Below are 14,990 nucleotides of genomic sequence, written 5' to 3' on the forward strand. Positions count from 1 at the left end.
TGCGACCTGGATGATGCGGAGCAAATATGTGGGATCAGCCGCCGGCAGCGGCATCACGGCCGCTTTCACGGGAGCATGCGCGACCAGGCGCGCATCGACGCTGACGCGCTCGGCGTCGGACGGAGCGGGCCGCGCCAGACCATGCTGCGCCGGCTGCAACTTCATCACACGCCTTTCTGATACTGTTCGGTTCTGCTAGGAGGGTAATAGCAAGGCGCGTGCCAATCAGAAGCGCCTGACATTTTCCATGCCGAGGTTACGTGCGACTGGAATTCGATTTGTGAGCAAGCGTGATCGGCGCAACTGGCGAGCGGAACTGCTAGCGTAGGTGCTCGGGCAATTGCGGCTCATGACCGATCAAGTCCGCAAAGAAGCGATCGCAGTCCTGGCCGTTGAGGGTGGCCTCAAGTCCTTCAAGTGCTTCCGAGATCAGCCTTGCTTCATTTTCATCCAAAAGCCGCACCGCGGTATCGATATGAACGAGCACCTTGGCGCCGGCCGAGGCGTCGGAGAGCAGCATGACCGAGACGCGCCGCTGTTCATTGCCATACTTGCAGAGCGCCACGATGCCGTCGGTCTCGACAATCGTCATTGGCAGGCCAAGGCACATGGTCAGTCGCGGGCCGCTAGATCGGCTGCGCCCCCATCTCATAGTTTGCACGGTCGATATTGTTTGCCAACAGCCGTTCTGATGCAGGCAGCGGCGCGGTCCGCGGCTTTGCCGGCGAGCCCCACTGCGCCAGGAGTTTGCAAGCCAGTTTAATCGCAGGCGCAATCTGGAGGCGTACCGGGGTGGTCAGCGGACCGCCCCAATGCTCCAGGTTCATCGGCTGACAGCCGATGAGAGCGAGCTCTCGCGGGCGACGGCCAAGCAGGTCGGCCGCACTCAAGACCTCCTGAAAGCCGGTCTGATGTAGGCTCACCTTCTTGACGGCGGTAAATTTTGGCACTTCGTCATCTCGCACCAGCTTCAACTGCCCGGGCAGCAATCCATAGTCGACGGCATCGAACACGATCAGGCGATCGGCCTGCTCCAGAAAACTGACGAGGTAGAGTCCCTGTGTGCCGCCATCGAGGACCGTTACGTTGTCATCGATCACGTAGTACCGGTGAAACTCCTCGACCGCCCGCACGCCGAATCCCTCATCGGCCCACAGGATATTGCCGATGCCGAGCACCAGGATCCTTTTCTTGTTTTCCGGTTGCATCCGCTTTCCAGTCAATCGCGAAACCCACACTCACCCGATATCACAGAAGCGATGCTGCGGCGCGACATTAGTCTTCCCGGATGGCCGCGTAGATGTGGACCAGCGCAAACGTCACGATCACCCACAGGCCGAGATGATGCCAGGTATGGACGTCCTGACTGTTCGGCCAAATTGAAAATACCCAGCCGAATAGCGTGTACTGCCAACTGTCAGTGCCGGCACCTTGCCCATAAAGTGCAAAGCCTGTGACGACCATGAACGTAATTGTCTGCGTAAACATGAAGAACATCGCGAGCTGAGCAAGACGGTTGTGCCCGACGCGCCTCCCGGGCTCAACTGTCAGGAACGCATACCGGCGAATCTCGTGGTACACTTCGCGCCAAAAGCACTTGCGCCAGAGCGGCACCCAAAAGATCTGCATGGCATACGCGTTTCCGACTAACGCCCAGTAGATCCGCAGAAGAAAGCCGATACTGAGCACATATCCCGCCGAGAGATGAGCAAAGCGGATATAGCCGAACAGGAAATTGCCGCTTGCCTCTCCCGACATTGCCGGTGTCCCGGTTCCAATGACATAGCCGCTTAAACTCAGCATCAGAATGGCCGCAGCATTAACGCAATGCCACAGTCGCACCGGCGCGTAAGCAATGGCAGCGCCGATGCTGCGTTCAGTGGGTTCCGCATCGACGGCGGCAATTAGCTTCCGAGCTCTGTCCAGCATGTCGTTAACGAACATTCACTGAGGCCATTTCCTGGCCGTCAGGACTCATCACGTGGGTCGAACAAGCCAAGCACGGATCAAAGGAATGGATCGTGCGCAAGATCTCCAGGGGCCGCTGCGGATCGACCATCGGGGTACCGATCAGGGCGGCTTCAAAAGCGCCAATATTGCCCTTGTGATCGCGAGGAGATCCGTTCCACGTCGTCGGCACGACACATTGATAATTGTCGATCTTGGCGCCCTTGATCTTGATCCAATGCCCAAGCGCGCCGCGTGGGGCCTCACTGAACCCGTAACCCTTAGCCTCCTTGTGCCAGCTTTCCGGCTTCCACTTGCTGACGTCGGCAGTTGCCGTATTGCCTGCCTTGATGTGGATTACCAACTTATCCTGGAAATAGCGCATCTGATGCGCCGCCCACTGGCATTCGAGCGCCCGCGCCGCAGTACGGCCAAGCGTCGAGAACAGCGCAGTCAGGGGAAGATTGAGCCCCTTGAGTAGTCTCTCGGCCGGCTCCTTGAACTCGGCTTTGCCTTGCGCATAACCGATGATGTATCGCGCCAACGGCCCGACTTCCACGGCCTGGCCGCGCCAGCGCGGCGCTTTGATCCAGGAATACTTGCCGCCTTCGTCGAGTTCCTTGATATCTGTCTTGCTGCCTTTGAGTTTTGGCCCAAGTTCAAAAGACGGCTCGGTGATACCGTCCCAGGGATGCAGTCCACAACGATCGCTGGGGTATCTATACCATGAATGCGCGACGAATTCCTGGATCTGCTCGGGATCACCATGGTCGATCGGAAGGATCTCCTTGAGATTGCCACCAAGAATGACCCCGCGCGGCAGCTTGAAACAGGAAGAGTCATTTGCGTTTTCGGGGATATCGCCATAGGACATCACGCTCTTGCTCGAAAGTCCGCCGCCATGGAGCCAGTCCTTATAGAACGAGCAGATCGCGACAACGTCGGGCAGGTAGACCTGCTCGACAAACTCGATCGAACGGTCGATGATCGAGGAGACGATGTTCAGTCGCTCCATATTGATTGCACCCACCGCACCAGTTCCGTCGATGTTGATCGCGCAGGGCACGCCGCCGACCAGCCAGTTCGGATGCGGGTTCTTGCCACCATAGATGGCTTGGATCTTGACGATCTCCTTCTGGAAGTCCAGCGCTTCCAGATAATGCGCTACAGCCATCAAGTTCGCTTCCGGTGGCAGCTTGTAGGCCGGATGTCCCCAATAGCCATTCTTGAACGGACCGAGCTGCCCTGATCCGAAAAATTTGGTGAGCCGGATCTGCAAATCCCTAAAGTAGCCGGGGGACGATAGCGGCCAGGGCGAGATAGACTGCGCGAGCGCCGAGGTGGACTTGGGATCGGCCTTGAGCGCGGAGACCACGTCAACCCAATCCAACGCGTGCAGGTGATAGAAATGTACGAGGTGATCATGCACGAGCAGACACAGCTGCATGATGTTGCGGATCGAATTGGCATTCTCCGGAATCGCAATTCCTAGTGCATTTTCAACCGCGCGCACGGAGGTGAGCGCATGGGTGCCGGTGCAGACCCCGCAAATCCGCTCGGTGAACGCCCAGGCGTCGCGCGGATCGCGTCCGCGCAGGATGACTTCGATGCCACGCCACATCGTCCCGCTTGAGACCGCATTGCGGATCACATTGTCCGAATCGAGATTGGCTTCGACACGCAGGTGGCCTTCGATCCGCGTCAGTGGGTCGATGACGATTCGCCTGCCTGAACGATCGAGATTGAACCCATTCGGTGTCTGGACGGCCAACGTCGCTCCCTCCTCAACTCAGTTTACCTTTGGGGGCTGCGCGATCCGACTTGTGGGTCAACCGCTTCACTGCGGTGACCGCCGCATGGGCAGCGACCGTTAGCCCAACTACGCCAGCAGCGGCCATGCCGATCTGGTCGGCGTTCTCCTCGATGCCGAACTGCTTGATGGTTGTGAGACGGTCGTAAAAAGACCCATTATCCCAGAAGCCGTCTTCGGAACAGCCGAAGCAGCCGTGCCCGGATTGAATCGGAAATGAGACGCCGCCGTTCCACCGAATGGCCGAACAGGCATTGTAGGTGGTTGGCCCTTTGCAGCCCATCTTGTACAGGCAATAGCCCTTGCGCGCGTACTTATCGTCCCACTCTTCGACGAATTGGCCAGCGTCGAAATGGGAACGCCGATAGCACTTGTCGTGAATGCGCTCGGAATAGAACATACTTGGACGCCCTCGGCGATCGAGCTCCGGAAGCTTTCCGAACGTGGTGATGAAAGTCACGAGGCCACTCATGACCTCTGCGATAGGCGGGCACCCGGGCACCTTAATGATCGGCTTGTTGGTGATCACCTTATCGATCGACGCCGCGCCAGTCGGATTGGGCTTGGCCGCGTGCACGCATCCCCATGACGCACACGTGCCCCAAGCGATGATCGCCATGGCCTCTTCCGCCATGCACCTGAGCTTTTCAACGAACGGCTTGCCGCCGTCAATGCAGAACATGCCCCCCTCGTTCAGCGGTGGATTGCCTTCGACGGCGAGCACATACCTGCCTTTGTACTTGGCACGAGTTTCCTCCAGGATGGCTTCGGCCTGGTGTCCCGCCGCCGCCATGATCGTATCGTCATAGTCGAGCGAAATCATCGAGAGCAGCGCGTCCTTGATCAAGGGATGGGCCGAGCGGATAAAGCTTTCCGAGCAGCAGGTACATTCGAGCCCGTGCAGCCAGATGACGGGCACACGTGGTTTGGTCTCCAAGGCGTTGGCAATACTGCTTGCGGCGAGCGGACTAAGTCCCAAGCTCGCGGCAGTCAAAGTGCAGAATTTGTGAAAACTACGACGCGTCATACCTTGGCGTCTGATCACGCTGTAGAACGTTTCCGTTGGACCACCCATAAAGCCTTCCGTGTGAGTGTCGTCGGCCGTAACGAATTACTGACGTTCAGCAAGAAACAAGCCAGCGAAGCGAAACACTTGACTGATACCAAGTCACCGCTTCAGCACTGCGGACTGTCGAAAGCAGCGAGCCACAGGCTGCGCCATTGATCTTTCATGCAAACGGTGTCCGGTTTTGGACGTTCATGTGAGCACTTCTACAGAGCAGCAATATAGTTCATCACTGCATGGCGACTACGTCATGCTCGCTTTGACACCTCCGGAGGTCGCTGAAGGCACAAAATCAGCCGTACCCGCTTGGGCGGCTTCCACTTGAAGCAGAACGCAGCTTGGGTATCGGGGCCCGCATCAAACTGCTATAGTCGCGCGCATGATGGCTGAATTGACCGTTGCCCGGATCGGCTGCGGTACCCCATACATGCACGAGCGCCAGAGCCACTCGACCGGACCGAACCGATAGCGGCGCAGCCACCAAGCGCTGAACACCACCTGCGTGACACACGAAAATGCCGATCGCCAGTGTCGCGGTCACGCCGAGGCGGCCAAATTGGCCTAGACCATAGCCGTAGAAGATCCAGCCGCAGATCACAGATTGCGCCAGATAATTGGTGAACGCCATGCGGCCAAGCGGCGCGGCCCAGCCGAGCATTCTCCGCCCGCCCGGGAGGTTCACAGCGGCGATGACTGCGGCGGCATAACCCAGGGACATTACGACAACGCCCAGCTCTTCCACCAGAAAGCGCGCGCGACCGAGCGACGGCCAATCGAAGAACTCTTGTCGTGCTGCCGAGAGACTCAATCCGCCGCCGAGAAGAATGGCGGAGGTTGCGATGACGAACAGCAGGCGCCGGTTCGCCGAAGCCCGACGCAAAACTCCGCTGCGCCACGCAAGGGCGCCGATGAGGAACAGCGCGACAGTGCGCGGAAACACCATGACGTGCAGCGGAAAAATAGCCGGCACCTCGCGGATCCGAAACGCGAGCACATCGAAAAATCCGCCCGTGCCGTACACACGCGTCGCCTCCGCGGCAAGAGCGGCCATCTCGGCCGCACCCGGCAGCGGCACGATCGGCGATAACAGCGGCATGGTCACGTAGAGCCCCAGGAGCAGCAAGGCTGCACCTGCCATAAGCCACCGCGGGCCGCCGAGGAAGAGCAGCACCACGAAGCCCGCCAGCGCGTATTCGACGAGAATGTCCCCGTTCCAGATTAAATAGAGATGCACCAGGCCAATAGCCAGCAACACCAGCAGCCTGCGCACGAGCAAGATCATGCGCCGTGCATTGCCGGCAAGCCGCTCGAATTGGATCGCAAGGCCAACCCCGAACAGCAGCGAGAGGAGCGAAAACGCCTTCAACTCGACCATAACCGTCAGCACAGCCGCCACCACCTGGTCGAGCGGCCCCGCCCGCTCCACGTTCGGTAAGAACAGCGCGAAGATCGAGATCCGAAATATGGTCACGATGTTCATCGCGAGCACGCCGAACAGGGCCACGCCCCGCAGCACGTCAATTGCGTCGAGCCGCTCCGACGGGCTCATAGGCTTTCTTGACGCGTCACTCGCCGGCGCAGGTTGCGAGCCCATGCTTCCGCCGGTCATTGCAGGATTCCCCCCATTTGCGATGGAGAGATTTAGAATGCCGCCTCGTACCGCGTCAAACTACCAGAATTGGGCAAAGTCTCACATTGCGCTCGATGTGAGTTCGGGGTTTTGTCGGATCTAGCCGATGTGGTCCGGATGGGACCGGCAAGGTCCGGTTGAGGTTCAAGGCTCCCCTCGACAGCCAGCATGCCCTTGGTCGGGTCATCTCTCGGACGAGGACATCGCCGCGCTCTGAGTTAAGGTCAGCCACGCGTCACAAGCTGACATGCGCGACCGAGAGAGGCGAGCAACTAAGGGGGCACTGCGCTCAATTATCTTCTTGGCAAGGCCACCTGATGTAGCGGATCGGTCAGGTCGAGCTGAACGAAGAGACAGGCAAAAAAAGCCGTAGCTTCAGGTGATTGCTTCTGTCAGCTTAGCTCCCAAGTTTCGGGCATAGGTCGTAAAATGAACCTCCAGGCCAGATGTTTTCGTTGGCCAACTTGGTAATTCCTCCGAAGTCATGCGCAAGAAGTATCTCGATCATGTGACTGCCGAAACCCCTCCTGGTCGTTGGGCCGCCGGTTTCCCGCCAAGAGAAGCAGAACTCCTCCCCCTCGAAAGCCCAACCGATAAGAACATAGCCTTCATCACAGGAAAGGACCCCATGCTTCACCAGCGTTCGTCGCGAACTCGTGGATCGCCATCGCAAGGGACAGAGCCTGCTTTTGACTTCAGCTCCACTGCTGGACCCGACAACCTTAAGCGATCGGCGCTCGAACCGTACGGTGCGAGGAGCGGAGTGCACTGAATTGAGCCGATTCCAGCAGCCGCCGCGGCCATAACAAACTTGTTCATTGTAGCCTCGCAAGGATTGATGGATCTGGCTTGCAATACTGCTGCTCGGTCGTGATCGGATATGTCCGCCCCGCTAACCTAAGACCGTTCGGTGCCTCTCCTGGCATAGTGTCGGTCGATGAGGGCTAAGGTGGAGATTGCCGCAAAGGCGAACATCACCATACCGCCGGCAACTACACTCGCCTCGCGCCAGCGCGATGCTTGGACGTAGTCTACGACGTAGGCTGACAAAACCTTGGTGCGCCCAGGAATGTTGCCGCCGATCATCATCACGACGCCGAATGTGCCGATCGTATGAGAAAAGCCAACCACGGCGGCTTTAACAACCTCCAATCGCGCCAGCGGCCCCCTGATGGTAATGAAGGCATACAACGACGAAACGCGCCCCGTAGTTTCCAAGCGGCGATCTCCTATCCCAACAAAGGCGTTACGGATCGGCTGCACCACCAACGGCAACGCCGAGAGGACCGATCCGATCACAATTCCTGCGAAGGTAAAAGCGAGCGTGCGCTCGCCCCACAAAGTGGCGAGAACGCCACCCGGCCCGTTTGGGCCGAGCAACACGAGTAAGCAAAAGCCGAGAGCTGTCGGCGGTAGCACCAGCGGCAGGGCAATCATCGTCGTCACCGCCTCACTCAAAAGAGTCTTTGAGCGCGCTAGCCACCAAGCGAGGGGCACACCAATCACGAGGAGGATCACGGTCGTTACGGCGGCTAGCTCAATCGTGAGCGCAACAGATTGCGCAATCTCTGCCGAAAAGACATCCATGTGCGTCAGCCCAAAAGTGAAAGCAGGTCGTCTTACGGTTCCAGTGATCGCCTGCACGTCCGGCTCGCCCAGGCATGTGGCGCGGGTCGCCTTTTAGTCGCGCCGCGCTTCATGGCGGCCGCCACATTTACGCGCGTCGTTTCTACGAGCAAGAGCAGCGTCGCAGGTCTCATCGACAACTCCTGTAACAGGGCCGCCTCCATCCAGGTGACGGCGGCACCTCCTCGTTTGAAATCAGCAATTCCTGTGCCGCGTGCAAACGGCGCGGCGCGCTATGCCCGACATGGGAGAAATTCGCATAGACGTCGACGTCGCCGTGGCGCGGAACTAACGCTATGTCAGATTTCTGGCATCTCTGTTGCCGAGCAGACAGGCACGGTCAAGCAACGGAACGGCAGAATTTGATGCGGCCAGAGATGCCTAGGTAGTTTGTCGGTAGCTCAAACACCGTCCTCGTTGGGCCGATAATAAAACGGATCCAGGAGGCCTGCCCCTTGGCAGCAACGCGAACGATCTAACTGAGTAATCATCGTAACGCTGCTTCTGCGACGCGGCAGAAGGCGCGGGCCGAGAGCGAAGGCGGAATCACGACCAACCTGCCTAATGCGCATCGTTAGCGCAGGCTGGAGACAAATGCCCCGTGCACGACGAGCTTTGCCGCTAGCGACAAGGCAGTGCATCGATTCAAGATATTGTCACGCAATCGAGCTCCTAAAAGGCTTCCATCTCGTGGATGAGTGCGATCCAAACTATCAATTTTACCGATCTCATCTACTGTTGCATCCATCAGCAGTTGGCGCATATCGATCACGCTCGGGCTTCTATCCCGAGACGGGACTCCGCTAATGCGCTCAGCCGATCAAGTTGCGCGTCTCGCTGCGACTTTTTGTTTCGACCTTGCGAACGCGGGCCGAGCACCCAAACCGATACCGCCCGGAGACAGACGGTTTGTCCGAGACTGCTTAATCGGGCGCACTTTTAGCAACTGGTGCATATCTTGCTTAACGAGAAGGGATAACGCAACTAAACGCCTGCCTTTGGAACGACGCGCCGGCTCTCGAACCGTCTTCAATCGGACACGGCTAAAATGATGAGTCTCGTATGACGCTGTCGTCTCTCAATGACGCGGCGGCTCGCATTCGAGTATATTCGGGAAGGAAGCGTCATGACCACCATGGCAACTGCGGCGCCCGCACGCGCGTCGCAAGCTTGGTATAAGATTCTCTACGTGCAGGTGCTGATCGCGATCTTGATTGGCGCCATGGTCGGTTGCCTATGGCCCTCTGTCGCGACCAACGACTGGGTCAAGGCGCTCGGTGACGGATTTATCAAGCTCATCAAGATGGTGATCGCGCCGATTATTTTCTGCACCGTCACATCTGGTATTGCGCATATTCAGGATGCGAAGAAAGTCGGGCGCGTCGGCGTCAAGGCGCTGGTCTATTTCGAAATCGTCTCCAGTTTTGCCTTGGTATTGGGCCTGCTTATGGGCAATCTGGTCCAAATCGGTCATGGCCTTGCGGTCAAGCCGGACGCGGCGGCGGTCGCCAATTACGTCAAGCAGGCGGAAGCCTCGAAGACCGTCGATTTCTTTCTCAACATCATTCCGGATACCGTAGTCGGCGCCTTCGCCCGCGGCGATGTTCTGCAGGTTCTCCTGTTCGCGATCCTATTCGGCTTTGCACTGATGGCGCTAGGAACCCGCGGGGAGCGACTGCGAGGCATGATTGACGACGTCGCGCACGCGGTGTTCGGCGTGATCGCTATCATCATGAAAGCGGCTCCGATCGGCGCCTTCGCGGCCATGGCCTTCACTATCGGCAAGTTCGGGCCGGCAGCACTCGGCAATTTGATCGGTCTGATCGCGCTGTTTTACGCGACGGCGGCGTTGTTTGTCGTGGTGGTGCTCGGTTTGATCGCGCGCCTCGTCGGCTTTTCAATCTTCAAGTTCATTCTCTATATCAAGGACGAGATTTTGATCGTGCTCGGCACATCGTCCTCTGAAAGCGCGCTGCCGCAATTAATGGAGAAGCTCGAACGGCTGGGCTGCTCCAAGCCCGTGGTCGGCCTGGTGGTGCCAACTGGCTACTCCTTCAACCTCGACGGCACCAATATCTATATGACACTTGCGACATTGTTCATTGCCCAGGCACTCGGGGTCGATCTCACCTTTGGCCAGCAGCTCACGATCCTGCTCGTGGCAATGCTAACGTCGAAGGGAGCAAGCGGCGTCACCGGCGCGGGCTTCATCACGCTCGCTGCGACGTTGTCGGTGGTCAGCCCAGCGCTGGTGCCGGGCATGGCAATCGTATTTTCGATCGACAAGTTCATGAGCGAGGTGCGCGCCCTTACTAACATCACCGGCAATGGCGTCGCCGCCGTGTTCGTATCCTGGTGGGAGGACGAGCTCGAGCACACGACGCTGCAAGCTCGGCTCAACCAGCCCAACGTTTCCACCACTATCGACACACGATGAGATAGGTCCCGGATCCTGACCGCCGCCATTCAAAGACGGGTTGAATGCAAGCGCAGCGACATTTCTCGTAGTTTGAATCGAGACAGCCGACTTGACGAGCCGGAACTTTCACGGGCGATCGCCAGTGCGCAGCCCTTGCCCCACCTCGCCCGGGGCCAGCCGCCCTGAAAAGATTCCCGTCGAGCAAAAGAGTCGGGCTTTTTTACCAGTCATTTTCAAGCGCGTCTTTCACCGTAAGCTTCCAGCCATCCGAACGCTTCTGCGACATTTGCCGCGCCCGATATCAGGACTGCGACAGAACGGGTCGGCCTGACAAGCTAGTTCTTGCTCCGCGCACAATCGTGTGTGCGGTCACTGCGCTTGCCTCGTCCGGCCAACGACGTGGGTAGCGATCCTGTGACGCGACTCACTCCCTTGTTAAGGTCCGCGCTGTCGCATTAGATCAGATGGTGTGTGATCAGCACGGATTAGATGGCACCTTGACAGAGCTGTCGCGGGTCGCAGACGGCTAGGTCGGTTCGGCGTCGCTGCGCGCGCGCTCGGTTCCGGCCAACGCCCCGGAGGCAAGTCCTCCGCACCGAGGCGTGAGGCCGCAGGACATACAAAGCAGTCGCGTAACTTCGCCTTCGTATCTCCGCACATGACCATTGCGTTTTCTTCCGCATGACCGATCGTACCGGCGAGATGAGTGGTTCGGCAGCTTGTCTTTGTTCTTTCCGGTTCGGCCAGGCGCCCCTGATTGTTCCGGCTCAACGTCTTGACTGAACTGCAGCCGCTGTCCTCCTGCGGCTGGTTATCCCGGCTGCAGCCTCGAGCGCCTGCCCGGAGTTATCGGCAACGGAGGAAAGCAGGCACCTGAGCATCGATTGCAGGCGTGTCACCGCGCCATATTGAAAGGTTTAGGACGACTATACGTACGTCTGTAATGCAATTTTTCTCTGCGCGTGCTCAGTTCACCACCAAGCAATCGAGCGGAACCGCTCACCAGCGGGTGCTGGTGCTGAGTATTGCCCTATTTTTGCCTAAAATGTTATAGCTCCCCCGCCGGAGAAAAGAGGCCGGACGGTATCAGAATGCGTAGCCCGATCAGCAGTTTAGAACGTTCAGCCCCTCAGCTTACGTTCGGCAGCATAGCGCTGGCCGTGGTAACTCTGGCTTGCTTGTACCTTCACGCCCATTTCGCCGCGACGGCGTTCGCCTATTTGTTAGTGGTATTGCTGTTTTCGTTGATGGGAAGCTTCATTGCGTCGTCCGCGCTTTGCATCATAGCCATCGCTGCTCTCGCTTACTACTTTGCGCCGCCGGCGTTCAGCCTGCGTATCGATGACCCCCAAGATCTGCCGGTGGTTGTTGCATTCTTTATCGCCTCGATTGTGGGAGCGCACCTGATCGGAAAGCTCCGCCAGGAAAGAGAGGCTGCGCGTGTCGTTGCGGCCAAGCTTCAGCGGAGTGCGGCCGATTTGGAGGATCGCGAAAAGCGGTGGCGCGCCATCTTCGAGCACAATCCCGCCATGTACTTCATGGTCGATGAAGCCGGCACTATCCTCAACGTCAATTCACTCGGCGCGACACAACTCGGCTATGCTCGTGCTGAACTGATCGCTCGATCAGTGCTGGACGTATTTCTCGAGGAGGATCGCGCTTTCGTTCGCGAATGCGTTCGGACGTGCCTTGAGGATGTCGGACAAACGCGCACTTGGGACGTCCGGAAAGTCAGGAAGGACGGCTCGGTGTTGTGGGTACGTGAAAACGCCAAAGCCATGCTCTGGGGCGATGAGCAGCCCATTGTCCTTATCGCCTGCGAAGATATCACGGAGCGAAGGCGGACAGAACTTGCCCTGCAGCGGAGTGAAGCACATTTAGCCCAGGCGCAGGAATTGAGTCACACAGGCAGCTTCAGCTGGAACCCCACTACGGGCGAGGCCTTCTGGTCAAAGGAAACATTTCGCATTTTCCAATTAGATCCTGACACAGTGCCGCCGGGGCCGCAGCTCGTCGTTGAGCGCACTCATCCAGATGATAGGGCTTCAGTTAAAGAACTTATCGATCGCGCGATGCGAGACCCGAGCGATTTCGAGCACGAATACCGGCTCCTGCTACCGGACGGCTCGGTAAAGCACATCCATGCGCAGGCGCGAGCGACGAGAACAGCCTCTGGTGACATCGAGTTTGTTGGGGCAGCTACGGATATCACGGCGGCGAGGCGAGCAGAACAGCAGCTGCGCCGCAGCGAGGCCTATCTGGCCGAGGCTCAGCATCTCAGTCACACGGGCAGCTGGTCCTGGGACGTCTACCGTCTAGATTTCATATATCGGTCCGCCGAGGTCGATCGTCTGTTCGGCTTTAGCCCACAAGAGCCGGTATCGATCGAGACCATTCGATCGCGCATCCATTCGGACGACTTGCCGCGGCTACAGGAGGTGCAGCGCCAGGCGATTGAACACAAGGAGCGGCGGTTCGAATATGATTTTCGTATCCTTCTACCGGATGGCGGGATAAGACGCATACACTCCGTTGCGCACGTGGTGGTTGGCAGCGATGGCAACGTCAGCGAGCTGATCGGAACACATATGGATGTGACCGAGCAACACGCAGCTAGGGAACGCCTGGAAAACACACTTGTCGCGCTGCGCGAAAGTGAACAGCGCTTTCGCGACTACGCCGAAACAGCTTCCGACTGGCTCTGGGAGACCGGGCCGGATCATCAGGTCACTCGCTTATCCGAGCACACCAGTGCTGCGGGAATTTTGGCGACAGGATTGATCGGCCTGCTTCGCTGGGACATTGCGTGCGACCTCGAAGAGGAACCCGAGAAGTGGCGGCAGCATCGGGCGACATTGGAGGCCCATCTTCCGTTTCGGGATCTCGTCTACCGCACCGTGAATCGGACAGGTTCTCCGATCTACGTCCGCACGAGTGGCAAGCCTTTTTTCGATGGAAAGGGCAATTTTCTCGGCTACCGTGGCGTCAGCACTGACATCACCGCCACCATTCGCGCCGATCAAGCCGAACAAGAACTACGAAGGGCACAGTCGGAGCTTGCGCATGTGACGCGTGTAACGACTTTAGGAGAGCTGACAACCTCCATCGCCCACGAAATAAACCAGCCACTCGCCGCTATTATCAGCAACGCCGATGCGTGCCTCGGTTGGATGGGCCGGGAAGCGCCTAATCTTTCCGCCGCCCGCTCTTCGGTGGAGTGGATCATCGAAGACGCAATCCGGGCAAGCGAGGTGATCCGTCGTATTCGCGCGCTCGCAAAGAAGGGCGAGATTGAGATGGTGCCGCTCGATATCAATGAGGTCGTTAAGGACGTCATTGCGCTGGTAACACGAGAGCTGGTGAGCCACCGAGTGACGTTACGAACCGAGTTGACGGCAGGGCTGCCTAGGATCCTCGGCGATCGGATTCAGCTACAACAGGTGATCATCAATCTCGTGATGAACGGAATCGAAGCCATGGATGCAGTTACAGAGAGGACACGCGAACTGCTGGTTCAATCATCGAAGGACGATGTGGGGCACGTCCACCTTGCCGTGACCGATTGTGGCGTCGGCATCGCCGAGAACGACGCGGACCGCGTCTTGGATCCCTTCTTCACCACCAAATCGACTGGCCTTGGAATGGGTCTTTCAATCTGCCGGTCGATTGTGGAAGCTCATGGAGGACGACTGTCGATGGTCCACAAAAATGGACCGGGTGCGACGTTCCAGTTCGCCTTACCGCTGTATAAGGAGGCCGTCTCGTGACTGCACGATTTGGCGCGCCAGATGAAGGCAGCAATGCCGAGGCCTCGACAAAGGCGACCGTCTTCGTCGTGGAGGATGACATCTCCATGCGTCGCTCGCTTACGAACCTTTTTCAATCGGTAGGGTTAGGCGTCATTGCATTCGGATCGGCGCGCGAAATGCTGCAGAGCCCAATCCCGGACATTATTAGCTGCCTAGTTCTTGATGTCCGGCTGCCAGGCTTGAGCGGCCTTGACTTCCAGACCGAGCTCGCGAGGTTGAACATACATATTCCGATCATTTTCATTACCGGCCATGGCGACATTCCAATGACTGTCAGGGCCATGAAGGAAGGAGCGGTCGATTTTCTCAGCAAACCGTTTCGCGATCAGGAACTGCTTGATGCCGTGGTTGCGGCGACCGAACGCGATCGCAAAAGACGGGAGGCTCAGCAGACGGTCGCGAACCTGCAGTCTTTATTTGAGACCTTAAGCCCGCGCGAGCAGGCGGTGATGAAACTGGTCGCTGCCGGCCTGATGAACAAGCAGGTCGCCGCCGAGCTTGGGCTCGCCGAGATTACGGTCAAGATCTACCGGGGACACGTAATGAAAAAGATGCGTGCACGCTCGCTGGCCGACTTGATCAGAATGACTGAGACGCTGGGAGTTCGCACTAATCGTCCTGAACAAACGCAAGTATGATTTTACAAGTTCATCAGTCGAGCCCACTTTTCGCGCAAGGTGGCT

At 58.2% G+C, this 14,990-nt stretch carries 9 protein-coding genes and 2 pseudogenes; 3 read left to right on the top strand and 8 right to left on the bottom strand.

Annotation, left to right across the window (positions count from 1 at the left end):
• Nucleotides 1–319: 319 nt before the first annotated feature.
• The 8 genes and pseudogenes from XH96_RS33985 to XH96_RS34020 form a co-directional block, all read right to left on the bottom strand.
• Entirely contained in the window at nt 320–610 is a 291-nt protein-coding gene (locus XH96_RS33985; RefSeq protein ID WP_027557843.1) for a HypC/HybG/HupF family hydrogenase formation chaperone, read from the bottom strand.
• A 16-nt stretch (nt 611–626) separates the two neighbouring features.
• On the bottom strand, nt 627–1,208 hold the full coding sequence (locus tag XH96_RS33990) for a HyaD/HybD family hydrogenase maturation endopeptidase (RefSeq protein ID WP_092216232.1): 582 nt from the start codon (nt 1,206–1,208) through the stop codon (nt 627–629).
• A gap of 11 nt (nt 1,209–1,219) precedes the next feature.
• Nucleotides 1,220–1,929: pseudogene (cybH, locus tag XH96_RS33995) on the bottom strand (Ni/Fe-hydrogenase, b-type cytochrome subunit).
• A 4-nt stretch (nt 1,930–1,933) separates the two neighbouring features.
• The gene (locus tag XH96_RS34000; RefSeq protein ID WP_092216231.1) at nt 1,934–3,718 is read right to left on the bottom strand and encodes a nickel-dependent hydrogenase large subunit; all 1,785 of its coding nucleotides are present in this window, start codon (nt 3,716–3,718) and stop codon (nt 1,934–1,936) included.
• A 13-nt stretch (nt 3,719–3,731) separates the two neighbouring features.
• Nucleotides 3,732–4,832 carry a hydrogenase small subunit gene (locus XH96_RS34005; protein WP_194389724.1) on the bottom strand — a complete coding sequence of 367 codons (1,101 nt, stop codon included), beginning with the start codon at nt 4,830–4,832 and terminating at the stop codon, nt 3,732–3,734.
• Between the two features lie 348 nt (nt 4,833–5,180).
• Nucleotides 5,181–6,432, bottom strand: a pseudogene (locus XH96_RS39985) (DUF418 domain-containing protein).
• 918 nt (nt 6,433–7,350) lie between these two features.
• On the bottom strand, nt 7,351–8,040 hold the full coding sequence (locus XH96_RS34015) for a molybdenum ABC transporter permease (RefSeq protein ID WP_194394374.1): 690 nt from the start codon (nt 8,038–8,040) through the stop codon (nt 7,351–7,353).
• A 613-nt stretch (nt 8,041–8,653) separates the two neighbouring features.
• Nucleotides 8,654–8,851, bottom strand: a complete 198-nt coding sequence (locus tag XH96_RS34020) for a hypothetical protein (protein ID WP_194389725.1) — start codon at nt 8,849–8,851, stop codon at nt 8,654–8,656.
• 354 nt (nt 8,852–9,205) lie between these two features.
• Here XH96_RS34020 and dctA point away from each other — a divergent pair, with 354 nt between their 5' ends.
• The 3 genes from dctA (at nt 9,206) to XH96_RS34035 (ending at nt 14,945) form a co-directional block, all read left to right on the top strand.
• A complete protein-coding gene (gene dctA, locus XH96_RS34025; protein WP_092216227.1) occupies nt 9,206–10,516 on the top strand; it encodes a C4-dicarboxylate transporter DctA in 1,311 nt (436 codons plus the stop codon).
• 1,073 nt (nt 10,517–11,589) lie between these two features.
• Nucleotides 11,590–14,265, top strand: a complete 2,676-nt coding sequence (locus XH96_RS34030) for a PAS domain S-box protein (protein WP_194389726.1) — start codon at nt 11,590–11,592, stop codon at nt 14,263–14,265.
• Nucleotides 14,262–14,945: a response regulator transcription factor gene (locus tag XH96_RS34035; protein WP_028146457.1), complete on the top strand. Its 684-nt coding sequence runs from the start codon at nt 14,262–14,264 to the stop codon at nt 14,943–14,945. The genes XH96_RS34030 and XH96_RS34035 overlap by 4 nt, the downstream gene beginning before the upstream one ends.
• Nucleotides 14,946–14,990: the final 45 nt, after the last annotated feature.

Origin of the sequence: Bradyrhizobium sp. CCBAU 51765 (assembly GCF_015291725.1) — a bacterium.
Classification (GTDB): Bacteria; Pseudomonadota; Alphaproteobacteria; order Rhizobiales; family Xanthobacteraceae; genus Bradyrhizobium; species Bradyrhizobium liaoningense.

Bases quoted from the DNA above. Each gene is read 5' to 3' on its own strand.
- XH96_RS34030 (WP_194389726.1), top strand. From the start codon at position 11,590: ATGCGTAGCCCGATCAGCAGTTTAGAACGTTCAGCCCCTCAGCTTACG.
- dctA (WP_092216227.1), top strand. From the start codon at position 9,206: ATGACCACCATGGCAACTGCGGCGCCCGCACGCGCGTCGCAAGCTTGG.
- XH96_RS34005 (WP_194389724.1), bottom strand. From the start codon at position 4,832: ATGGGTGGTCCAACGGAAACGTTCTACAGCGTGATCAGACGCCAAGGT.
- XH96_RS33985 (WP_027557843.1), bottom strand. From the start codon at position 610: ATGTGCCTTGGCCTGCCAATGACGATTGTCGAGACCGACGGCATCGTG.
- XH96_RS33990 (WP_092216232.1), bottom strand. From the start codon at position 1,208: ATGCAACCGGAAAACAAGAAAAGGATCCTGGTGCTCGGCATCGGCAAT.
- XH96_RS34015 (WP_194394374.1), bottom strand. From the start codon at position 8,040: ATGGATGTCTTTTCGGCAGAGATTGCGCAATCTGTTGCGCTCACGATT.